Source organism: Salinivibrio sp. YCSC6, assembly GCF_004916735.1.
Classification (GTDB): Bacteria; Pseudomonadota; Gammaproteobacteria; order Enterobacterales; family Vibrionaceae; genus Salinivibrio; species Salinivibrio proteolyticus.
The window spans coordinates 2864281-2887454 of sequence record NZ_CP039516.1 but is presented as its reverse complement, the minus strand read 5'-3'; the positions used below and the strand labels follow the sequence as shown (position 1 = coordinate 2887454).

21 protein-coding genes are annotated in these 23174 nt (G+C 51.7%); 16 read left to right on the top strand and 5 right to left on the bottom strand.

From position 1 onward, the window contains the following. Positions 1–35: 35 nt before the first annotated feature. Positions 36–1823 carry an aminopeptidase P family protein gene (locus E8E00_RS13470; RefSeq protein WP_096630371.1) on the bottom strand — a complete coding sequence of 596 codons (1788 nt, stop codon included), beginning with the start codon at positions 1821–1823 and terminating at the stop codon, positions 36–38. Between the two features lie 63 nt (positions 1824–1886). Beyond that, complete coding sequence (locus E8E00_RS13465) at positions 1887–2867, bottom strand: LysR family transcriptional regulator (protein WP_096630373.1); 981 nt, start codon at positions 2865–2867, stop codon at positions 1887–1889. A gap of 98 nt (positions 2868–2965) precedes the next feature. Here E8E00_RS13465 and E8E00_RS13460 point away from each other — a divergent pair, with 98 nt between their 5' ends. Both E8E00_RS13460 and E8E00_RS13455 read left to right on the top strand, forming a co-directional pair. Further along, positions 2966–4171: a multidrug effflux MFS transporter gene (locus E8E00_RS13460; protein ID WP_096630375.1), complete on the top strand. Its 1206-nt coding sequence runs from the start codon at positions 2966–2968 to the stop codon at positions 4169–4171. A 208-nt stretch (positions 4172–4379) separates the two neighbouring features. Next, positions 4380–4673: a hypothetical protein gene (locus tag E8E00_RS13455; RefSeq protein ID WP_069588237.1), complete on the top strand. Its 294-nt coding sequence runs from the start codon at positions 4380–4382 to the stop codon at positions 4671–4673. Positions 4674–4738: 65 nt separating this feature from the next. Here the strand turns inward: E8E00_RS13455 and E8E00_RS13450 are convergent, their stop codons facing one another. Further along, positions 4739–5650, bottom strand: a complete 912-nt coding sequence (locus E8E00_RS13450) for a DMT family transporter (protein ID WP_069588236.1) — start codon at positions 5648–5650, stop codon at positions 4739–4741. Between the two features lie 133 nt (positions 5651–5783). Between E8E00_RS13450 and rmuC the strand changes: the two genes are divergently transcribed. The 9 genes from rmuC (at position 5784) to hemB (ending at position 13762) form a co-directional block, all read left to right on the top strand. Continuing rightward, positions 5784–7322, top strand: coding sequence for a DNA recombination protein RmuC (gene rmuC / locus E8E00_RS13445; protein WP_096630378.1), 1539 nt, complete (start codon positions 5784–5786; stop codon positions 7320–7322). 74 nt (positions 7323–7396) lie between these two features. Then, positions 7397–8164 (top strand): bifunctional demethylmenaquinone methyltransferase/2-methoxy-6-polyprenyl-1,4-benzoquinol methylase UbiE, encoded by a 768-nt coding sequence (gene ubiE / locus E8E00_RS13440; RefSeq protein ID WP_069588234.1) that lies wholly within the window; start codon positions 7397–7399, stop codon positions 8162–8164. A gap of 9 nt (positions 8165–8173) precedes the next feature. Continuing rightward, positions 8174–8785 (top strand): SCP2 domain-containing protein, encoded by a 612-nt coding sequence (locus tag E8E00_RS13435; RefSeq protein ID WP_096630380.1) that lies wholly within the window; start codon positions 8174–8176, stop codon positions 8783–8785. Continuing rightward, the gene (gene ubiB / locus E8E00_RS13430; RefSeq protein WP_077677979.1) at positions 8785–10431 is read left to right on the top strand and encodes a ubiquinone biosynthesis regulatory protein kinase UbiB; all 1647 of its coding nucleotides are present in this window, start codon (positions 8785–8787) and stop codon (positions 10429–10431) included. The genes E8E00_RS13435 and ubiB overlap by 1 nt, the downstream gene beginning before the upstream one ends. 54 nt (positions 10432–10485) lie before the next feature. Further along, complete coding sequence (gene tatA / locus E8E00_RS13425) at positions 10486–10734, top strand: Sec-independent protein translocase subunit TatA (RefSeq protein ID WP_069588228.1); 249 nt, start codon at positions 10486–10488, stop codon at positions 10732–10734. 2 nt (positions 10735–10736) lie between these two features. After that, positions 10737–11093, top strand: coding sequence for a Sec-independent protein translocase protein TatB (gene tatB / locus E8E00_RS13420; RefSeq protein ID WP_069588226.1), 357 nt, complete (start codon positions 10737–10739; stop codon positions 11091–11093). A gap of 15 nt (positions 11094–11108) precedes the next feature. Next, positions 11109–11861 carry a twin-arginine translocase subunit TatC gene (tatC, locus tag E8E00_RS13415; protein WP_096630382.1) on the top strand — a complete coding sequence of 251 codons (753 nt, stop codon included), beginning with the start codon at positions 11109–11111 and terminating at the stop codon, positions 11859–11861. Beyond that, on the top strand, positions 11858–12640 hold the full coding sequence (locus E8E00_RS13410; protein ID WP_096630384.1) for a TatD family hydrolase: 783 nt from the start codon (positions 11858–11860) through the stop codon (positions 12638–12640). Before tatC ends, E8E00_RS13410 begins: the two co-directional genes overlap by 4 nt. Before the next feature lie 69 nt (positions 12641–12709). Then, positions 12710–13762, top strand: a complete 1053-nt coding sequence (hemB, locus tag E8E00_RS13405) for a porphobilinogen synthase (protein ID WP_069588220.1) — start codon at positions 12710–12712, stop codon at positions 13760–13762. A 110-nt stretch (positions 13763–13872) separates the two neighbouring features. Here the strand turns inward: hemB and asnC are convergent, their stop codons facing one another. After that, positions 13873–14334 carry a transcriptional regulator AsnC gene (gene asnC, locus E8E00_RS13400; protein ID WP_069588218.1) on the bottom strand — a complete coding sequence of 154 codons (462 nt, stop codon included), beginning with the start codon at positions 14332–14334 and terminating at the stop codon, positions 13873–13875. 95 nt (positions 14335–14429) lie between these two features. Here asnC and E8E00_RS13395 point away from each other — a divergent pair, with 95 nt between their 5' ends. The 4 genes from E8E00_RS13395 to E8E00_RS13380 all read left to right on the top strand — a co-directional run bounded on the left by E8E00_RS13395 (position 14430) and on the right by E8E00_RS13380 (position 19430). Then, positions 14430–17612, top strand: coding sequence for an ABC transporter substrate binding protein (locus tag E8E00_RS13395; protein WP_240531916.1), 3183 nt, complete (start codon positions 14430–14432; stop codon positions 17610–17612). A 35-nt stretch (positions 17613–17647) separates the two neighbouring features. Further along, entirely contained in the window at positions 17648–18427 is a 780-nt protein-coding gene (locus tag E8E00_RS13390) for a class I SAM-dependent methyltransferase (protein ID WP_096630387.1), read from the top strand. Then, entirely contained in the window at positions 18428–18730 is a 303-nt protein-coding gene (locus E8E00_RS13385) for a hypothetical protein (RefSeq protein WP_136588392.1), read from the top strand. It begins immediately after the preceding gene. Between the two features lie 340 nt (positions 18731–19070). Next, positions 19071–19430, top strand: coding sequence for an Hpt domain-containing protein (locus E8E00_RS13380; protein WP_096630389.1), 360 nt, complete (start codon positions 19071–19073; stop codon positions 19428–19430). Between the two features lie 45 nt (positions 19431–19475). On the opposite strand, the gene gorA is transcribed toward E8E00_RS13380, so the two are convergent. Beyond that, positions 19476–20831, bottom strand: coding sequence for a glutathione-disulfide reductase (gene gorA, locus E8E00_RS13375; protein WP_077639796.1), 1356 nt, complete (start codon positions 20829–20831; stop codon positions 19476–19478). Positions 20832–21125: 294 nt separating this feature from the next. On the opposite strand from gorA, the gene prlC reads away from it, so the two are divergent. Continuing rightward, positions 21126–23165: an oligopeptidase A gene (gene prlC / locus E8E00_RS13370; protein WP_096630392.1), complete on the top strand. Its 2040-nt coding sequence runs from the start codon at positions 21126–21128 to the stop codon at positions 23163–23165. The last annotated feature ends 9 nt before the right edge of the window (positions 23166–23174 follow it).

Sequence of the window (23174 nt, the reverse complement as noted above, 5' to 3'; positions counted from 1 at the left end):
CGCTTTTTGTTTTTCATACTCGGTGAAGACGCGACTTAACGGCTTAGTGGCGCGGTCGCTTGTTTTAACCAAGCTTGGTCTTGATCATCGAGGTGCGGGCTGATTTCATCCCACACGGTTTGATGATAGCGATTCCACCACTGGATTTCCGCCTCGCTGAGTAAGCTCACATCGACCAAACGACGATCGATCGGTACACGCGTGAGTGAGGCAAACCCGAGCATCGTCATGTCACCCTCGGTGGGCTTTTCTTCAATCAACTCGAGGTTTTCAATCCGGATCCCAAACGCGTCGGCGCGATAGTAGCCCGGCTCGTTTGACACCACCATGCCCGGCAATAGCGCGACGCTATTGGGCGCTTTGGAAATGCGCTGCGGACCTTCGTGCACGTCCAAGAAATGCCCGACACCGTGACCGGTGCCATGGTCAAAATCATAGCCGTGTTGCCACAAATACTGGCGTGCTAAGGCATCAAGCTGGCTGCCTGAGGTGCCTTTCGGGAACAGCGCGGTGGCCAGCGCAATATGTCCTTTAAGCACCAGCGTGAAGGCCTTTTTGATCTCAGCGCTGCATTCGCCCACCGGCACGGTACGGGTAATGTCGGTGGTGCCGTCATAGTATTGACCGCCTGAGTCGACCAAGTAGACGTTGTTGCTCTCAATCACGCTCGGTTTGGGCTGATTGTTGTGGTTATAGTGACACATGGCCGCATTGCCACCGGCGGCGGAAATGGTATCAAAGCTTAAGTCGACCAGTTGATCGTCTTGTTGGCGGAATTGATACAGGGTGTCTGCGAGCACGGCTTCATCAGGGCGTTCACCGGCGTCGACTTGACGGTCAAACCAAGCTAAAAAGCGGGTCACGGCAACACCATCGCGCACGTGACAGGCACGCATACCGGCGATTTCTTGCGGGTTCTTGGCCGCTTTTTCAAGCGCACATGGGTCTTGCGCTTCCACCACGGTGACTTGCGCTTGTTGGAGCGTGTCCAGTGTCCACGCATTGGCACCGTTTGGGTCGACCAATACACGTTGACCGCTCAGCGCTTGCAGGGCATCAACCAGGCTGTCTGGGTGCGCGACGCTCACGCCTTGGCCCACGTGTGCATCAAAGCCTTCGGGGAGACGGTCAGGATCGATAAACACGGTGACGTCACCGGATTGCTTGATAATCGCTTGGGTCAGTACCACGGGCAAACGTGGGATATCGCGACCACGGATATTGAGCAGCCAACAGACGGCATCGGGTTGAGTGAGTACCGCGGCATCAAGATTCTGATCGGCTAGCTGCTGGCCAATGGTTTGACGTTTATCCAAGCTGGCGCGGCCGGTTTTCTCTTCGCCCAGTAAAATGGCAGGGCTATTAAGCGGGGCGGGGCGATCGTCCCACAAGCTTTCAATCGGGTTTTGCTCCACACTCACCAGTGTCAAAGCCCCATCCAGCGCGCGTTGGGTACGTTTGTACCAAGCAGCGCTATGCATGCGAGCGTCGATAGCCAGCTTGGCACCTTTTGGCAATTGTTGCTGGGCCCATTGCACCGGTGGCTCATCAATCAGGTGGCAGTAGTCAAACAGGCCGGCGGGGACTTGCTTACGGACTTGAACCACATAGCGGCCATCAACAAAAATTGCCGCCTTGTCGCGGGTGATCACCGCAGCGCCTGCTGAGCCGGTAAAGCCGGTCGCCCAGTGAAGGCGTTCGTTGTGCTCAGGCACATACTCACCGAGATATTCGTCTTCGTGGGGGATGAGTAGGGCGTCATAATCGTGTTGAGCCAGCCAGTGTCTTAGCTGCTCAATACGCTTGGTAAGGGTCGCGTCCATTATTCTTCCTTCTTTGTATGGGGTGAACTTGCCATGTTCGGCCACGCGTAAAAAACCAGTGGGTTAGACCCTAGCGCGATTGGCGATAGGCTGCAATTTTGCGGGGCTAAATTGCTGACAGCGTGAAATAATCAAGGCTTTCAGCCATTGGTGCCCCGGGTCATTTTCTTGATTTTGATGCCAAAACAAGGTGTACGCCATCGGCGGTATTGGCGTCGGTAACGGCCTTACCACCAAATTGAGCGACGCGGCAATATAATGCGCAAACTGGCTTGGTGAAGTAAACACCAGGTCGGTATAGGTACACAGGCTCGCCGCACTGTTGAAATCTGGCACGTACATGGCAATGTCACGCTCAATATTACGCTCTGCCAGTTTATAGTCCAACAGCCAGCGGTCATTCCCATCACACTTCACCTGTACATGTCGCAGTCCAAGGTAACGCGCTTCATCCCATGGGCCCTTGAGCGCCGGGTGATCGGCGCGCATCAACACACACTGGTGATCTTGGCAAAGCTCTTGGTAGCGTACGCCTTTGGGCGGCATCATGGTCAACATGGCATCGGCGGGATTTAAATCTTTACCGGTAATACCAAAATCGATATTGCCGCGGGCGAGGCCATCAAAGGTGGTTTGATCCCAAGCAGCGGTATTGAGGGTGATAGCTGGAGCCGCTTCCAGCATATCGCCAATAAACTGTGGCAGTAGCAATGGGTAGGCGCTCTCGACGAGGGCAAAGCGAAAACAGCGGTCACTTAAGTGTGGCTGAAAGTGGTCCGGCTCGGTCATCGCCGCAACATCATTGAGTAAAGCCCGTAATTTTGCCTGTAAGGCTTGCGCCCGAACGGTGGGTTTGAGCCCGTGGGCTGCTCGCGTAAAAAGCGGGTCGTTAAATAGCGATCTTAGTCGGGCTAAGTTTTTACTCACTGCCGATTGGCTTAAATGCAGGCGTTTTGCCGCCCCCGTGACATTACACTCTTCCAACAATACATGTAAGCACACCAATAAGTTAAGGTCGGTGCGCTGCAGCTGATCCAAATCCATCGCTGGTATTCTCCTTGGGAATAACTGCTTTTACTATAAACCATTATGGTTCATATCCTGAAGCCACTATACTGCGTGCCTGTATAGAGGAGTAACCAATGTCACACACTGATTCACCGACATCGAATCGCTTACTGGTCGCCTTAATGGTGTTACTGGTGCTGTTTAGCCCGATGGCGATTGATATTTATTTACCGGCGCTGCCGCATATGGCGGGGGACTTTAACGTTAACCCGACGTTGGTACAGGACACCATCACTTGGTTTATGTTTAGCTTAGGCTTAGGTCAGCTGTTCGCTGGCCCGTTGGCTGATCGCTTTGGTCGCAAACCTGTAGCCGTCATTGGCATACTGCTCTATGGACTGAGCTCTTTGATGGCGTGGCTCGCCACCTCAATGGATATGATGCTGGTGGCGCGTTTGCTGCAAGGTTTTGGCGCGTGCGCGACTTCCGTGTGTGCATTTGCAGCGGTGCGTGACCGATTCGGTGCTGAGCGCAGCGGCCATATGATTAGCTATCTTAATGGCGCGATTTGCTTTGTTCCTGCCTTGGCGCCGCTATTGGGGAGCTGGCTTACCCAAGTCTTTGACTGGCGCGCTAACTTCACCTTTATGCTCGGTTATGCGGTATTAGGGTTTGTATTAGTTATGGCCTTTTTGCCCGAGACACGCCCTGCGCATACGGACACCTCGGGTCGACTATTTAGCGTACGCCGTTATTGGCAAGTGCTACGCGTACCAACATTTACCTACCACATCATCCTTTGCATGCTGGCCATGGCGGTGATCTTAGCGTATGTCACCTCCGCGCCTGTATTGCTGATGGATAGATACGGTATTTCCATGAACAGCTTCACTTTTTGGTTTGGTGCTAACGCGGCACTAAACATTGCCGCGGCGATGTTAGCGCCGCGCTATATGGAAAAATTTGGTAGCCGCCGTGCGCTCAATATTGGCTTGATGATGCTGGTAGGCTCGGGTGGGCTGATGCTGGCATTAAGCTCTATTGCGACGCCTTGGGCCTTTATGTTGCCGATTTTTACCTCATCATTTGGCTTTGCTTGGGTGTTAGGCGCGTCAGCCGGCGCCGCTTTAGCCCCATTTTCTGACCGTGCTGGCACAGCGGCAGCCTTGCTGGGATTGTTCCAAATGAGTGGCGCAGGGCTTTTGGTCAGCTTAACCCAGCGCTTGGGGTTATCGGCCAGCGATCTGATGACAGTGCATATGTGGCTCTTGTTGCCCGGTCTCGTGATTTTATGGTCCCCAGTTGGGAAGCAATGGCATGCAGCAACGGTAAAACGGTAAGAAAATCAATAAAAACAACGTCTCAGTTGGCAAAGTATAATAAGACGTGCAAAACGCAGGGGTCTCGACAACCCATCATCCCTTTTCGCTGGCTCCGGCCAGCGTTTTTTTATTTTGCTAAAAGTGCGTGGTTCGGAGTATATTTACTAAGCAAATCGAATTAACGCTCATTCCTTTTCGTTTTTATCTCAAAGGTCAGTTACACACTATGTCATTATCGACAATCGAAATGGCGCGCGTCCTCGAACAACTTGAGGAGTCGCCAGAAAAAATCATGTTTGGCAAATTACTGCAAGAATTAGGTAGCCAAAGTGAAGAGCGTGTACGCAGTGCTGCACGTCAAGTGCCACTGAAATACTTGCGTGAACTGGTTTACCAATTTAATTCTGTGATTGAAGAGCGCCGTTCTGAGCGCATTGAAGAAATCACTCAAGGCTTACTGCAAGATGGACTCTCTGCTGACGAGCTCTATCAGTACATGACACAGCGTAAAGTTGGCTAACCCTTAGTCCACACTGTGTGATTGTGGCGCCCATAAGGTGACGCCACTGAGCTTTACATGAATGACTATGACGACGCACTGGCAGCGGACGGTTTGCCACGCTTGCCTGTGCGCTGTTGAATTAATAATCCCACCACAATACACATCAAACCAATTAACGTGCTTAGATGAATGGTCTCACCAATAATGGTGGCGAGTAATAGCAGCGAAATAAACGGTGATATAAATATCAGATTACTGATCCGAGAGGTATTCTGAGTATATTTCATTGCGCTAAGCCACAGCATAAATGTCACGCCCATTTCGAAAAGACCGACGTAACTCACCGCGAGCCACCCTTGCCATGGAATGCCTTGCCATGATGCGGTTAGCCCCGCCAAAGTAAGAGAAATGGGTAGCGAAAGGACAAAGCTTAATAATATCCCGACTACAGGATCGGCAGCGTTTTTAGTATTTAATATCCAGTAGCCTGCCCATAGTAGTGTCGATAATAATGCCAATCCAATCCCTAATGGGCTATCAAATTGCAGCGAAAATAACTGTCCCTTGGTGGCAATAATCACCACGCCAAAATACCCCAATGCCGCAGCAATCCAATCTTGACGACGAATCGTCTGCCCCAAGAAAAGCGCTGCCATCAACGTTAAGGTAATGGCCCAGCTGTAATTTAAAGGCTGCGCTAATGAGGCAGGTAATAGATCGTACGCTTTAAATAGGACTAAGTAATAAATCAGTGGATTGACGAGTCCCAATACGAGGTAGTAACCCGGTCGCGCGCGAAAGGTTGGCCAGATGGCGCCCAATTTGCCTTGGAGCGCGGCAATGACGAGTAGGATCACCACAGAGACGACACTGGCGGCGGCCAGCATCTGTATGGGCGACATATAGCGTAGCGTTATCTTAAATGCGGTGGCGACGGTCGACCAAAGTAAGACGGCTGATAGGGCGAATATCAGCGCCTTGCGCTCATCATGCATGCTGCGTCCTTGCGGTTATGCCAGTGTTTTTAGGCAGTCTACGGGATCCCGTGTCTCTGAGATAGACTGGACATTTATCCAGTGTGCGATTAGCCTTTGCTGACATAACTAACTGTAAAATAGAGACCTCGCTATGCTGGATGGCTTGTCGTTAACCTCATTGCATTTTATTGCGTTTTTACTCGGGGCGGGCGGTACCTGTGTGCTCGGTTATGCGGTGCATCGACGCGTGCTCGCGCAATACCAACATTGGTATCAGGCGCAGCAAGATCAGCAGCAAATAGCCTTTGAGGCGCAACGCGAACACTGGCAACAACAACTGGAACATCAACAGCAAGAGCTGGATAACTTGGATGTTGAGCGTGATCGTTTAAGCCAAGAGCTACGCCACTACTACGGTAAGCTCACGTCGGCAGCCGAAAAATTGCGACAGCTGGAGCAGCTGCGTCAACATAACCAAAGTTTGGAGCAAAAACTTGATAGCTTGCGGGACGAAAAGGCCGAATTACTGGCTGAGCTTCGTGAGGTGAAAGCGAGTGCAGAACAACAATTACACGCCGCGCAAGAAAAACAAGCATTGCTCGAAAATGCAGAGGAACGCTTACGCGCCCAATTCGAACAGCTGGCCAATCAAGTGTTTGAACAAAAAGTTCACTCCGTTGACGAGCAAAATAAAATGAGTCTCGAGACCTTACTCGGGCCGCTGAAATCGCAATTAGAAGGGTTTAAAAAGCAAGTGACCGACAGTTTTGGCGAACAAGCCAAAGAGCGTCATACCCTCATTCATGAAATCAAAAATCTGCAGCAATTAAACGCAGATATGACTCGCGAAGCCCATAACCTTACCCAAGCCCTTAAAGGGGATAACAAACAGCAAGGTAACTGGGGCGAAGTGGTGTTGGCGCGAGTGTTAGAAGAATCCGGTTTGCGTGAAGGGCATGAATATCATACTCAAGTGAACCTTGAGAATGAGCAAGGCAAACGCTATCAACCGGACGTGATTGTCAAATTACCGCAAGACAAAGATGTGGTGATCGATGCCAAGATGGCATTGGTGGCCTACGAGCGTTATTACAATGCGGAGTCCATTGTCGAGCAAGATGCGGCGTTGAAAGAGCACGTGCAAGCGATCCGCGCCCACATCCGTGGCCTTGGACGCAAAGACTATCACCAACTGCATGGCGTGAAGACGCTGGATTATGTGTTGATGTTTATCCCTGTGGAGCCTGCGTTCCAAATTGCCATTGAAGCCGATCCTAGTCTGATTCGTGAGGCGATGGATAACAATATTATGTTAGTCAGCCCCACCACCTTGCTGGTGGCGTTGCGTACCATCAATAACCTTTGGCGCTACGAATATCAAAATCAGAACGCCAAACAAATTGCAGAGAAAGCCAGTAAGCTCTACGACAAGGTACGTTTATTTGTCAGCGACATGGAAGGGTTGGGGAGCGCATTGGGCAAAGCGAACGACAGCTATCATGGCGCGATGAATAAGCTCAGCCAAGGTCGAGGCAATATTCTTCGCCAAGCCGAGGGCTTTAAAGCCCTTGGCGTCGAGGTAAAACGCGATATCAGTCCAGCGCTTGCGAATGCGGCATTAACCTCTTTTTCTCCCCGAGGCGCAGATGAAGACGATCCGGTGTCTGACATTTCGTCTGTGAACAAATAGAAGAAACTTGGTCCCGCGCTTGGAGTCCGGATGGGCGATAAAGTAAACTAGGGCCAACACGTTAGGGGATTAACATGACAGATAAACAAACGCATCAGGACCAAGAGACCATCGACTTTGGCTTTCAGCAAGTTAAACGCCAAGAAAAAGAAAGCATGGTAGCCAATGTATTTCACTCGGTGGCCGCAAAATATGATCTGATGAACGACGTCATGTCGATGGGCATCCATCGGATATGGAAGCGTTTTACCATTGACTGCAGTGGCGTGCGCGCAGGGCAGAAAGTTCTCGACTTAGCCGGTGGAACGGGCGATTTGACCGCCAAATTCTCGCGTCTGGTCGGTGAGAGTGGAGAAGTGGTACTCGCCGATATCAATAACTCCATGCTGAAAGTGGGCCGAGACAAACTGCGTGACAAAGGCATTGTAGGCAATGTCAGTTACGTACAAGCGAACGCAGAAGCGTTGCCATTTCCCGATGATCACTTTGACTGCATCACCATCGCGTTCGGCCTGCGTAACGTCACCGACAAAGATGCGGCCTTGCGTTCGATGTTCCGTGTGCTCAAACCGGGGGGACGTCTGTTGGTCTTGGAATTCTCTAAACCAGTCGTTGCGCCGCTTTCCAAAGTGTATGACGCCTACTCATTCCACGTCTTGCCGAAAATGGGTCAGCTTATTGTCAACGATCCAGATAGCTACCGCTACTTGGCCGAGTCGATTCGCATGCACCCTGATCAAGAAACATTAAAAGGAATGATGGAACAAGCCGGGTTTGAACAAACCAGCTACCACAACCTGACCGGTGGTATTGTCGCCCTGCACCGCGGATTTAAATTCTAAGGAGCCAGTATGGCCTTTGATTCTCTCGTGTGTGCCGCCTTGGAGACAGCATTAAATGGCGTGATCACACGCGATGCTGATAGCCAGCGCCGTTTGGCGCGCCTCAAAGGCCGTACGATTCGCGTTTCTTTGCAAGAGTGGAATAAGCAATTTGTCTTCGCGTTCAGCCAACGTGTGGATGTGCTCAGCCACTACGAAGCACAGCCTGACTGTGCACTCTCTCTCTCGCTTGCCGCGCTGCCTAAACTGCAACAAAAAGCCAATATCACCGCGCTGATCAAAGCCGATCAGCTGACGCTTGATGGCGATATCGATGTCGCCCAGCAATTCTCGCAACTACTCAGCGGGTTGCAGTTTGATATTGCCGAGTGGCTATCGCCCTATATGGGGGATGTGATGGCACATACTGTGGTGAGTCACGCCCAAAAGCGCTGGCAGCAAGCGAACCAACTTGCCTCGCGTCAGCAGCGCTACCTTGGCGAGATATTAACCGAAGAATGGCGCGTGGCGCCGGGACCATTGGAAGTGGCTTACTTTTCGGATCAAGTCGATGAGATCCGCAGTGATGTTGCCAGGCTTGAGGCGCGTTTTAAGCAGTTGGCTGAACGGATGGAGTCCTAATGACGCTCAGTGAAATTCGTCGTTTATATTTTATTATTCGCACCCTGCTGCTTTATGGGTTGGACGCCTTGTTGCCTAAGCAGCCGATCACCCGCTTAGCGCACCTGGGGCGCCAGTCTTTATTTTGGTTGAAAAACCAGCACCCCGATAAGCCGGTGGGTGAGCGACTACGTTTGGCGCTGCAAAGCTTGGGCCCGGTGTGGGTGAAGCTTGGGCAGATGATGTCGACGCGCCGTGATCTTTTTCCCGCCGATATCGCCAATGAGTTGGCTCAGCTACAAGATAAAGTCGCGCCGTTTGATGGACACAAAGCCAAGGCGCAAATCGAAGCCTCGCTGGGTGGCCCACTGGAGACCTGGTTCAGCGACTTTGATCCTAACCCACTCGCCTCCGCGTCGATCGCGCAAGTGCACACTGCCACCTTAAAATCGAACGGACGTGAAGTGGTACTGAAGGTGATTCGTCCTGATATCTTGCCAGTGATTCAAGCTGACTTGCGCTTGATGTATCGCGTGGCACGGCTGGTGGCGCGTTTTCTGCCTGATGCTCGTCGGTTAAAGCCGGTCGAAGTGATCCGCGAGTATGAAAAAACCTTGCTTGATGAGCTGGACTTAATGCGCGAAGCGGCCAACACCATTCAGCTGCGCCGCAACTTTGAAAACGACCCCGCACTGTATGTGCCCGAAGTATTCAGTGACTACTGCCGCAAAGACGTGATGGTGTCTGAGCGTATCTATGGTATTCAAGTGTCGGATATCGAAGCGCTGGAAGCGAATGGCACTGATATGAAATTGCTCGCCGAGCGCGGGGTTGAGGTCTTCTTTACCCAAGTATTCCGAGATAGCTTTTTCCATGCGGACATGCACCCGGGCAACGTGTTTGTCTCCTACGAACACCCGCATGACCCGCAGTGGATTGGACTGGACTGCGGAATTGTCGGTACCTTAAATCGCGACGATAAACGCTATTTGGCGGAAAACTTTATCGCGTTCTTTAACCGTGATTATCGCAAAGTCGCTGAGTTGCACGTCGATTCTGGCTGGGTGCCGCATGACACCAATGTGGATGATTTTGAGTTTGCCATCCGCACCGTATGTGAGCCTATTTTCGAAAAACCGCTGTGCGAAATCTCGTTCGGTAATGTTTTATTGAACCTATTTAACACCGCGCGCCGTTTTAATATGGAAGTGCAGCCACAGCTGGTACTGTTACAAAAAACCTTGCTCTACATCGAAGGACTGGGGCGTCAGCTCTACCCGCAGTTGGATCTCTGGACCACGGCCAAGCCGTTTTTAGAGTCGTGGATGAAACAGCAAGTGGGGCCACAAGCGGTGTGGGCGGCGGTCAAAGAGAAAGCGCCATTTTGGGCCGAGAAGCTCCCCGAGATCCCAGAGCTGGTGTATGACGGATTGCGTCAAGGGCGACAAATCAACCAACGGCTCGATGCTTACTATCATGGTTATTTGCAAACACGGCAACGTCATTCACGCGCCACTTACATGCTCGGTATTGGCGCCACCTTGCTACTGACAGCAACCATACTGTTTGCCAATCAGGTAGAGGTCTTACCTTCGGTCGCAGCCGGCGGCGCGGTGATTTTTTGGTTGTGGGGTTGGCGACTTTGTAATAAAACCTGTAATAAATAGCAGCTACACTGCTGCGTTCAATTGATGTAAACCAACACGTGGAAGGGAACCAGTATGGGTGGAATTAGTATTTGGCAGTTGCTGATTATCGCAGTGATTGTGGTATTGCTATTTGGCACGAAAAAGCTTCGTAACATGGGCGGCGATTTAGGCTCAGCGGTGAAAGGCTTTAAGAAAGCCATGAACGACGACGAAGACAGCCAAAAAGGCAAAGACGCAGACTTCCAGCAAAAGACCCTTGATGATACTGGGGCTGAGACGTCAACAAACGAGCAAGCACGTAAAGATAAAGAGCAGGTATAACCGTGTTTGATATAGGTTTCTGGGAACTGGTGCTGATCGCCGTGATTGGCTTAGTGGTTCTGGGCCCAGAGCGACTGCCCGTCGCGATACGGAATGTGTCGCGTTGGGTGGGGGCAGCGAAGCGTATGGCGGGCTCTGTTCGAGACGAGCTCGAGCAAGAGCTTAAAATTAAAGAGCTGCAAGACAACTTACGCAAAGCCGAGCAGGCTGGCATGAAAGACCTTGACCCTGAGCTGCAGCAATCGGTGGATACCTTGCGTCAGCATGCTGCGGATGTCCAACGCCCTTATGCATCGTCGACAGAGACACCGCGCCCTGAGGCACCGTCTTCAGAGCCGTCGCCGACCGATAAGCGATAAACGAGCAAGGCTACTATGTCCTCCGTAAATGATACCCAACCGCTAATTAGCCATTTGATGGAGCTGCGCAAACGCTTGTTGCGAGCGATCATTGCGATTCTCGTCGTCTTTATTGGCTTGGTTTATTTTGCTAACGATATATACAGCGTGGTGGCACAGCCGCTGATTGATAAGCTGCCAGAAGGCGCGAGCATGATCGCCACGGATGTGGCGTCACCGTTTTTCACGCCGATAAAGCTGACGTTAGTGATATCGGTGTTCGTGGCGGTACCGGTGATTTTGTACCAAATTTGGGCGTTTGTAGCTCCCGGTTTGTATAAGCATGAACAGCGGTTAGTGTTGCCTTTATTGGTATCGAGTTCGTTGCTCTTCTACGCGGGAGTCGCGTTTGCCTATTGGGTGGTGCTGCCATTGGTGTTTGGTTTTTTCACCTCGATAGCGCCCGAAGGGGTGCAAGTGGCGACCGATATTGCTAGTTACCTCGATTTTATCTTGGCACTGTTTTTGGCGTTTGGGATCGCGTTTGAAATTCCCATCGCCATTATTTTGCTGGTTTGGACCGGCGCGACCAGTGCACAAAGCCTGCGTCAAAAACGCCCATACGTTATCGTCGCCGCGTTCGTAGTCGGTATGATGCTGACGCCACCGGATATGATTTCGCAAACCTTGCTCGCGATTCCTATGTGTTTATTGTTCGAGCTAGGTGTGTTGCTATCGCGCTTTTACGTGCCACGTGCGTCATCGGAATCGCAAGAGGCCAGTGAATGATCGATATTGGCGTGAACTTGACCAGCACGCGGTTTGATAAGGACAGAGACGCCGTGGTCGCGAGCGCGCAGCAAGCGGGCGTCACCGGTATGCTGCTGACCGGCACTAATCTGGAAGAAAGCCAAGCGGCGGCAGATCTCGCCACCCATTATCCGGCGTTTGCCTATGCCACCGCTGGCGTCCATCCGCATGATGCCAAGTCTGTCGACCCCGCGGATTTAACCGTTATCCGGCAATTAGCGCAGCGCGCCGAGGTGGTGGCGATCGGTGAGTGTGGCCTCGATTTTAATCGAGACTTCTCGCCACGGCCGCAACAAGAAGCGGTCTTTGATGCGCAGCTTGCGCTGGCGGCTGAGCTGTCGATGCCTGTCTTCATGCACTGTCGCGATGCGCACGATCGCTGGTTCGCGATTTTACGCCCTTGGCTCGATAAACTGCCCGCAGCGGTGCTGCATTGCTTTACTGGCGATGATCGCGCATTGCGTGAGTGTTTGGACGCTGGGTTATACATCGGCGTCACCGGATGGGTGTGTGATGAGCGCCGTGGACAAGCCTTACAGCAGCAGGTTAGTTGGATCCCAGATGATAGGCTGATGATAGAAACCGACGCGCCGTATTTGCAGCCCCGCGATATACGTCCTCGGCCGAAAAGCAGTCGTAATGAGCCTAAATATTTGCCCCATATCGCACAAACTGTAGCACGGCTTCGCCAACAGCCTGTCGAACATGTTATTGACTGTACAACAAAAAACACCCTGCGCTGTTTTTCGATTCAGTGACGGGGTGAACAACCCAGTGAGGCAGTCTTCTGCCCCAAAGCCCAGGTCTGCAACATAAAGGAGGATACAGTGAGCGTATCCATTCAAGGCGCCTTTCCTGCTCGACGCCTGCGTCGTACACGCAAAACTGACTTTAGCCGCCGTATGGTGGCGGAACATTCATTGTCCGCGAGCGATTTGATTTACCCTGTTTTCATTTTGATGGGCAAAAATCGTCGTGAGCCGGTGGAGTCGATGCCCGGTATTGAGCGGATGTCGATTGACCTGCTGTTGTATGAAGCGGATTACTTGGCCAAGCTAGGTGTGCCGGCGATTGCACTATTCCCGGTGATCCCGAAGGAATTTAAAACCGCCTGTGCCTCTGAAGCCTTTAACCCCGAAGGGCTGGTGCCACGCGCGGTACGCTTGCTCAAAGAGCACGTGCCACAAATGGGTGTGATCACTGATGTGGCGTTGGACCCTTACACCATCCACGGCCAAGACGGGATCATTGATGACGACGGCTATGTGATGAACGAGCCCACCACCGAAGTGCTGATCAAACAAGCTTTGTCACACGCCGAGGCGGGTGTGGATATTGTTGCGCCGTCAGACATGATGGATGGGCGCATCGGTCGTATTCGAGACGCACTAGAGAAAAACGGTCACATCAATACCCAAATCATGGCGTATTCCGCCAAGTATGCCTCTAACTATTATGGCCCGTTCCGTGATGCGTTAGGCTCTGCGGCGAACCTGAAAGGGGGCAATAAAGCCAATTACCAAATGGATCCGGCCAACAGTGACGAAGCTCTGCATGAAGTGGCGATGGATATTGCTGAAGGGGCGGACACCGTCATGGTTAAACCGGGGATGCCGTATTTGGATGTGGTGCGCCGGGTGAAAAGTGAACTCAAAGTGCCAACCTTTGCTTACCAAGTCTCTGGTGAGTACGCCATGCACAAAGCGGCGATCGATAATGGCTGGTTAAAAGAGCGCGAGACAGTGATGGAATCACTCTTGTGCTTTAAACGTGCGGGTGCGGACGGCATTTTGACTTACTTTGCTAAACAAGTTGCCGAGTGGCTTGCTGAAGATGCAGGTGTGCCGTTGCCGCCACGTCCTGAAGAGACCGTGGGATAAAAAAAGACCGCGCGATCAACCACGCCCTGGCTATTTGGTCAGGGCGTTTTTGGTTGTGTGGCGGTTGCGTCATGATAGATACAGGGATAAAGCGTATCACCACGCAAAAATTAGGGGATTACGTTGCGGTTGATGGGGTTCTGTAGTGAGATCAGCGTTTCGGTGGATTGGACTTCATCGATGGCTTGTAGCTTGTCAATCAGCACAAACTGTAACTCTTCAATGGAGCGGCACATCAGCTTCACAAAGATGTTATAGGCGCCGGTGGTGTAGTAAGCCTCAACGACCTCATCAAGCTGATTCAGCTTATCGAGCGCAGAGTGATAGTCCCGCGCGGCTTTGAGGTTGATGCCAATAAAGCAGCACACGTCGTAGCCAAGCTTTTTGGTGTTCACCAATATTTCGGTACCTTCGATAATGCCAGCTGCTTTCATTTTCTCCACGCGCACGTGAACTGTCGCGGGACTCACTTGGAACTGCTTGGCCATTTCCGCGTAAGGCACACGCGCATCGTCGAGGAGTGTGGACAGAATACGACGATCGAGATCATCCAGTTTGGGTAAATCGTTCATTGTTGTCGTCTTGTAGTTGTAGCTAAGCCATGTTTTCCGCTGTCTCAGTTGCTTGACAGTCAATTGAGCATCTAATGTAGGGTATCGCGTTGTCTATGAAGATACCAATAAACCAACAGGAAGTGGGCGTGGGGATCAAATACCTTTTTGGCGTGTTAATACTGATGTGTACCTGCGCCGTGAGTGCAGCTCAACAACAAGTCTTGGTCGTGCACTCCTATCATCCCGGGTTCTTTTGGAATCAAGCGTTGGTCGAAGGATTAAATACAGCGACGCAAGGGCACGATATCGACTTTCAGCATACTTACTTAGAAAGTAAGCGTTACCAATCAGAAGCCTATCGCGAACAGCTGAAAAAACTCTATATCCAAAAACTCGCCAGCCAGCGTTTCGATGCCATCTTAACCACAGACAACGCCGCGCTATGGTTGATGCACGAGCTCCACGACTACGTAGGAGATACGCCCGTGGTGTACGCGGGGCTGAATAACTTTGGCCGCCAACATTACCCGCTACTACCGCGTGTAACTGGGGTGAAAGAAGAGGTCGACTTACCTCGCAACTTGGCGTTGATGAAACGCCTCCATCCTGATTTAGAACGTGTTTACCTGTTGCTGGATAACACCTTTTCAAGTCGTCAGTACTGGAACGTGGTACAAGCGCAGCTAGCGCACAGTGATTTGTCGGGTATCGAAGTGGTTCGCCTATCAGACTTATCGTTTCAGGCACTGCATGACCGTATCCAAGCGATGCATGAGGGTGAGGGCGTCTTTTATCTTTCTTACTTTCGCGACAACCAAGGCGGCTTCATGACCCGTCAAGAATACCTCGAAACCATTGTGGGTGAAGCGCCCGTTCCCGTGTACGGGGCGATGAGTTTTATGCTCGGCCACGGGGTGATTGGCGGTGTGGTGATTGATGGGGTTGAGCAGGGTAAGAACCAAGGTGAGTTGCTACTGAAAGTGCTGGCGGGTGAGCTGCCCGCTGAGCGCGACAGCACCAATGTCACCATGTTTGATTACCCTTTGGTCAAACGGTGGGATTTGGATATTAGCGATCTACGTTCAGCGGTGATCACTAATCGTCCGCAGTCGTTATGGCAGGCCCACAAAATAACCGTAAAAGCGGTGTCTTTGTCCGTGCTGGTGTTGGGTAGCATCATTGTTATGCTTTGGGCCAATGTGCGTCAGCTGCGTCGTAGTGAGTCGGCACTAATGCGTCACCGCGCCATGCTCAAAGGGGTGTTCGACCAGAGTAATCAGTTTATCGCCTTGCTTGATGGCAATGGGATTCTGCTGTCAGGCAATTCCAGTTTTAATCAGTTGGTAGATGTAACTCGCCAATATCAGGCAAGACCGCTCTGGTTTTGGCCGATATGGCGTAACCCTGCACGCTTAGAGTCGCACCTAAAGTTAACTGAAACGACCCAGCCCCGGCGTTTTGAACTGTGTTTGAGTGAGGCGCACCGCGAAGTGATCTTGGATGTGGCGGTTAAAAGCTTTCCTGGTGAAGCCGGCCAACCCCGTATTCTGTTTGAAGCGCGCGATATTACCCAACGTAAGCACACCGAGGAGAAACTGCAACGCAGTGAAATTGAATACCGGATGCTTTACGAACAGCAACCGGTGATCTTGCTGACCGTCGATCAGCAAGCACGGATCCAATCTATCAACCAATATGCGGCAGAGCTTTTCGGTTACAACAAATCAAGCCTCCTTGGCCATAAAATCACTGAGTTGTATGCCGAGCAGCATGAGCCACCCCACCGAATGGTGCGCCGCCCACAAGACAATGACGAGCAACTTTGGCGCCGAGAGATCCCTTATCGCTCTAAAAAGGGCCAGACCTTGTGGGTGAGAGAAACGGTTCGTGCCATGCACACTCAGGCACAGATACTGGTGGTTGGCGAAGACATTACTGCGCACCGAGAGATGGAAAGCCAACTGATGTATCAAGCGCATCATGACTACTTAACCGGTCTCTATAACCGCAGTTATTTTGAACAGAAGCTGGCCGATGCCTTGGTTCAGGCCCGCGAAGACGATCAGTGCCATGCGATGTTCTATATCGATATGGACCAATTTAAGCTGATTAATGACACCGCAGGCCATGAAGCCGGGGATGAAGCGTTAAAGCAAGTGGCGTTGATTGTAAGTCATCACTTACCTTCTGGCGCGGTACTATCAAGGCTTGGGGGCGATGAGTTTGGCGTTTTGGTGTATCACTGTGATGCTACCCGTGCGGTGAGTTGGGGGAAATCATTGCTGGCAGCCTTGGCGCGAAGTGAGTTCTTTTGGCATGACAGCCGGATGCGGTTGGAGTGTTCCTTAGGGATCCGCTTACTGGACCGCACCGCCGGCTCTCCGCAGCAAGTGCATGCCCAAGCTGATACAGCCTGCTATGCCGCCAAAGATGAGGGGCGTAACCGGCTCCATCTTTATCATCCGGACGATGAAGAATTGAAACGTCGCGAGCAAGAAATGGCCTATGTCAGCCATATTCATGAAGCCATTGCCGCAGACCGCTTTGAAGTGTATGCACAGCGCATTGTGAATATTAGCGGCGCACCCCAGCGTAAGCTTTATATGGAAGTGTTAGTTCGGATGCGGGATACCCAAGGTGGCTGGATCTCACCTGGGCTATTTATTCCCGCGGCAGAGCGCTACAACATGGCGCATCAACTCGATACGGTGGTGGTGAAGAAAACCTTGGGCTGGTTCGCCGCGCATCCCGAGCACGTTGATAAGCTGGGTATGGTGTCGATTAATCTATCCGGCCGCTCCATTGCGCAAAAAGAGTTTGTGCAATTTTTGGTACACGCTATCAAAGACAGTGTGATACCCAGCCGACGCATCTGCTTAGAGATCACTGAAACGGCCGCCATCAGTAACATGACCAGTGCGATGGATTTGTTTTCACGTCTTAAAGCGTTGGGCTGCTTTATTGCACTCGATGACTTTGGTGCGGGTATCTCATCGTTTGGTTACTTGAAGCGTTTACCGGTTGATATCGTGAAAATTGATGGGCAATTTGTGCGTGACATTGCCAAGGACGACACCGATTTTGCGATGGTGAAAGCCATTAACGACCTTGCCAAGCAAATGGGCAAAAAAACCGTGGCTGAGTTTGTTGAAAATAGCGAGATTTTAGAGAAATTGCGTTTACTCGGGGTCGATTACGCACAAGGTTATCACTTTAGTGTACCAGCGCCGCTGGAGCAGCAAGTGAGAGGCTGGCCCGAGACACAGAACAGCGTGAAGGAAAAAATCCATCTCTGATATACTCGGCCAATCATTGGCTGTGGAGATCCAACGTGCAACTGACCCTTATCTGTGATGTCGCAGAGAAACAACAAGAATTTGAAAGGCTAACAAGTAAGTGGTCACTCACTCATGAGGATGATTCGCCGTTTGCGTTGGTGATGACAGAGACACGGTTGGAGCTTCGCAAACAAGATGAGCCTAAATTAGGGGCGGTCTACGTTGATTTTGTCGACGGGGCGGTCGGTCATCGCCGTAAGTTTGGTGGTGGCAAAGGCCAAGCGATCGCGAAAGCGGTGGGATTAAATAAAGGCGTGACACCGCGTGTTCTTGATGCCACCGCAGGGCTTGGGCGTGATGGGTTTGTTCTTGCCTCGCTAGGCTGTGAGGTACAGTTGATTGAACGTCATCCTGTGGTGGCAGCATTGTTGGATGATGGTCTGCAGCGCGCTTATCAGGATGCAGAAATCGGTACTTGGATGCGCACACGCATGACCTTGTTGCATGCAAGCAGCGCGCAGGCTCTCACCGAGATGGCGCAAACACCCGGGCTACAGCGGCCAGATGTGGTTTATCTTGACCCCATGTATCCGCATAAAAAAAAGGCCGCGTTAGTCAAAAAAGAAATGCGTGTCTTTCAATCCTTAGTCGGGGCGGACACAGATGCAGATAACCTGTTAGACCCTGCGTTGGCACTGGCACGCAGTCGTGTGGTGGTCAAACGCCCAGATTATGCTGAGCCGTTAGCCGGCATAGCCCCTCATTCGAGCATTGAGACAAAGAAAAACCGCTTTGATATGTATATCAATGCAGCACTTACGGTGGAGCGTTAGGTGGCTAAGTCGCTGTGTAAGTGGCGTCGCGGAGACGTGGATGCTGAGTTAGAGCTGCTCGCGACGATTGTTTCGCCGCCTTGCGTGGCGTGCAGTAAATGTGCGCGTGTGGCCAGAGATAAAAGCTATTTGTGTCGACCTACGCCTTTGCCTGCATCGTCTGAATCAGTGACGAAAAAGGTGAAGAAAAAAGCCAAGGATGAAAAGCTAACCAAAAAAGCCTTGAAAAAGGGCAAGAAAGGTACAAAGACGGCAAAAAGCAAAAAAGAGAAGAAAAAGGCGAAAGCCAGTAAAAACACCTAGCCTGAAGGTACAGGAATAGACTCCATGGTTACCCATGGAGTCAGCGGTGATTAATCGAGGCCTTTAACCATCAACACGGTCAACAGACCCGTGATAACGGAAACGATCAGGCCAGAAACGATTAACCAAGGCAACATATCCATCATGATTCGCACTCACTTCTATTATTGATATTGGGGGAAAAGCGAGCATGATTGGACCTGAGTTTTGCCACATCTACAATGTGCTAGACGCAGGCGGTTAAGCTTAGTAACGATTAGAAACAAGGTGATGATAAGCTAACCAACAAGCCCTTGTCGCTTGTAGGTGAATCACCGTCTTCAGTAAAAAAGGATTGAGCATGAGTGGTAGCTACGGAAAGACAGATCACGACGCAAGCGTGTGGGACAAAGAGGAAGCCTTAAGTCGGTTGATGGATAGCCAAGCCTTGCTCGATGAAGCCTGTACCATCTTTGTCGAAGAGACTGAGGAGCAGCTTCCAGCCATGGCACAACAGATTGCAGCGGCAGATTTTGCTAACTTGGCGCGTGAAGCGCACAAGCTAAAGGGTAGTGCCAGTAACCTAGCGGCGATTGAACTGCAACAACAAGCGTTAGCCTTGGAGCTGGCAGCAAAACAGGATAATGCTGATGCCGCGTCCGTGTTGTTGGATGATATCAAAGAAGGCTTGGCACGCTTTTGCGCGCAGTGGAGTAAATAAAAACGCCGAGCACAGTGCTCGGCGTTGCTCTTACCGATACCGAGTTTAGCGCATGGTAACAAATTCTTCTGAACCGGTCGGGTGAATCGCGACCACACTGTCAAAATCTGCTTTTGTCGCTCCCATCTTCATTGCCACGGCAAACCCTTGGATCATTTCATCGACGGTGAAACCGATACCGTGAAGGCCCACGACTTTTTCATCGTCACCGGCACACACCAGTTTCATTTTACAAGGTTGGCGGTGCTGGGTGACGGCCGTATACATCGCAGCAAACGTCGAGGTGTAGACCTTGATGTTGTCATCCCCATATTTGGCGCGCGCTTCGGGCTCGGTCAAGCCAATGGTGCCGATTGGCGGATGGCTAAATACCACGGTTGGGACGAGGTCATAGTCCATTTTTGCCTCGCTCTGGCCATTAAATAGGCGCTCCGAGAGCAGACGACCTGCTTTTACCGCCACAGGGGTGAGCTCAATGCCACCATCCATAATGTCACCGACACAGTAAATGCCCGGCACGCTGGTGGTTTGGTAAGGGTCTACTTTAATGTAGCCGTCCGCGGTGGTTTGTACATCGGTCGCGGCCAAATTGATCTTGTCGGTAGTTGGATGGCGGCCAATCGCCCAGATCAGTGTGTCTGTGTTATGCGTGGTGCCGTTCTCGAACGCAAGGGTCAGGCTGCCGTCGCTTTCTTTGGTGACAGAGACAGGCACCGACTGGGTATGCAGAGTCGGGCCTTCTTTTTCCATCACTTCGACCAAGGTGTCAGTCACCAAGGGGTCAAAGCTTCGCAGCGGACGGTCTTTGCGCACAAACAAGTGGGTATCTGACCCTAGCGCATGCAGTACGCCTGCGATCTCAACCGCAATATAGCCAGCACCGACCACGGCGACACGCTTAGGTTGTTCGGTAAGGGCAAAGAAACCATCTGAGTCGATGCCATGTTCAGCACCGGGAATGTTCGGAATCGTAGGGGTGCCACCAACCGCAATCAAGATATGATCGGCGGTGTAGTGTTCGCCGTCCACCTCGACGGTTTTGTTATCGACAAAGCGCGCAAAGCCGTGAATGACATCAATGTTGTTTTTACCCAACACGTTTTCGTAGGCTTTGTGGATACGGCCAATGTAGGCTTCGCGGTTATTGATCAAGGTTGACCAGTCAAAGCCTTTCACTTCAACATCAAACCCATAATCCGGGGCATAAAGATTGAGGGCTTCGGCTACTTGCGCGCCATGCCACATCACTTTTTTGGGCACACAGCCCACGTTTACACAGGTTCCACCGAGGTGTTTTGCTTCAATCAGGGCGACTTTGGCACCGTGCATCGCGGCACGGTTGGCAGAGGCAATACCGCCGCTGCCGCCACCGATACAGATGTAGTCGAAATGCTTCGCCATGTCTTTCTCCATCTTATACGCACGAGCGTGCTTCTGGCTTTTGTTTCGTGGTCAGCTTGTCGCGTTTCAGGTCGCTTGTAAAGTGGCGCCGCGCTGACCATTGAGGTTGAGTGAATGTAAGCTTATCAAACCTGTGGTGTGGCGGCAGTCTCAGAATCATTTTGTAACGGTCGCAATCTGTATAAGTTGGAGTGTGGGGATTGAAAAGCGTTCTCACAGACGGCATATACATGAGGTCACTTATCGTTTAGACGCGCGAACCACGGGCGTCTCGTCAGCAAAAAGGAAGGCATTATGTCCAACCCGCTACTTCAGTTTGAGGATTTACCTCCATTTTCAGCGATCAATCCAGAGCATGTTAAGCCGGCAGTGGACGCCGCAATTGCCGATTGTCGCCAAGCAGTCGAGCAGGCGGCTGAGCAAGCGTCGCCAAGTTGGGAGACGGTTTGTGCTCCGCTCGCCGAAGTCGAAGATCGTCTCAGCCGTTTATGGTCGCCAGTGAGCCATATGAACGCGGTAGTTAACAGCAAACCACTGCGTGAAGCCTACGAAAGCTGTCTGCCGCTGTTGTCGGAATATTCGACGTGGCGCGGTCAGCACAAAGGCTTGTATCACGCCTACAAAGCCATCAAAGACAGCGCGGACTTTTCATCACTCGATACGGCCAAGCAAAAAGCCATCACCGATGCGCTGCGTGATTTCGAGCTGTCTGGCATTGCGCTGCCTGCCGATCAACAACACCGTTTTGGTGAAATTCAAAAACGCTTGTCGGAGCTTTCCTCTTCATTTAGCAACAATGTGCTGGATGCCACCATGGGGTGGAGCAAGCTGGTGAGTGATAAAAGTGAGTTAGCGGGCTTGCCCGAATCAGCGCTGAACGCAGCGAAAGCGCAAGCTGAGAGTAAATCTCAGCAAGGTTACTTACTGACCCTCGATATTCCTTCGTACTTACCAGTCATGATGTACTGCGATAACCAAGCATTACGTCAAGAAATGTATGAAGCCTTCTCAACGCGAGCCTCTGATCGTGGCCCGCAGGCCGGCCAGTGGGACAACACTGAGCTGATGAACGAGTCGCTACGTTTAAAATATGAATTGGCGCGCTTGTTGGGCTTTAACAATTACAGCGAGTTGTCGCTGGCGACCAAAATGGCAGAGAGCCCCGAGCAGGTGATGGGCTTTTTGAATGAGCTGGTTAGCAAAGCCCGCCCACAAGGTGAGCGAGAGTTCGCGGAAGTAAAAGCTTACGCTAAGCAAGAGTTTGGGGTAGAGACGCTGGAGCCTTGGGATATTCCCTACTACAGCGAAAAACTCAAGCAGGCGCGCTATGCGATTTCTGATGAGGCGCTACGTCCCTACTTCCCAGAATCGCGCGTGCTAAGTGGCCTATTTGAAGTCATGAAGCGTGTGTTTGGCATGACGGTAACCGAACGCCAAGGTGTCGATACGTGGCATAAAGATGTGCGTTTTTATGACATTCACGACAGTCAGGGCACGCTGCGCGGGAGCTTCTATTTAGACTTGTACGCACGTGAGAATAAGCGTGGCGGTGCATGGATGGATGAGTGTCGCGTTCGTCGCCGTAAAACAAATGGCGAGTTACAAACGCCGGTGGCGTACTTGACCTGTAACTTCAACCCACCGGTCGGTGATGATCCTGCGCTGTTTACCCATGACGAAGTTGAAACCCTGTTCCACGAGTTCGGTCACGGCATTCACCACATGCTGACACAAGTCGAAGTGGCGGATGTCTCGGGGATCAACGGTGTGCCTTGGGATGCGGTAGAGCTACCGAGTCAGTTTTTGGAGAACTGGTGCTGGGAGCAAGAGGCGCTGAGCTTTATCTCGGGCCACTATCAAACCGGAGAAGCCTTGCCGGACGATATGCTAGAGAAGATGCTGGCAGCGAAAAACTTCAATTCAGCGATGGCGATGTTGCGCCAGCTCGAATTCAGCTTGTTCGACTTTAGCTTGTTCAGTCAATTTGACCCCGAGGTGGGTCCACGGATCATGGAAACGCTCAACGCCGTACGTGAGCAGGTTTCTGTGGTGCCCACGCCGGAGTGGAATCGCTTCCCGCATGCGTTTGGGCACATCTTTGCGGGTGGCTACAGCGCAGGTTATTACAGCTACAAATGGGCTGAAGTGCTGTCGAGCGATGCCTACTCTCGCTTTGAAGAAGAGGGGATCTTTAATCGCGAAACCGGTGAAGATTTCCTCAACCATATCCTCAGTCGTGGGGGAAGCGAAGCGCCGATGGCGTTGTTTGTTCGCTTCCGTGGCCGTGAGCCAAGCCCTGATGCGCTGCTGCGCCACAGTGGTATTTCCGCGTAGTCACGCGAC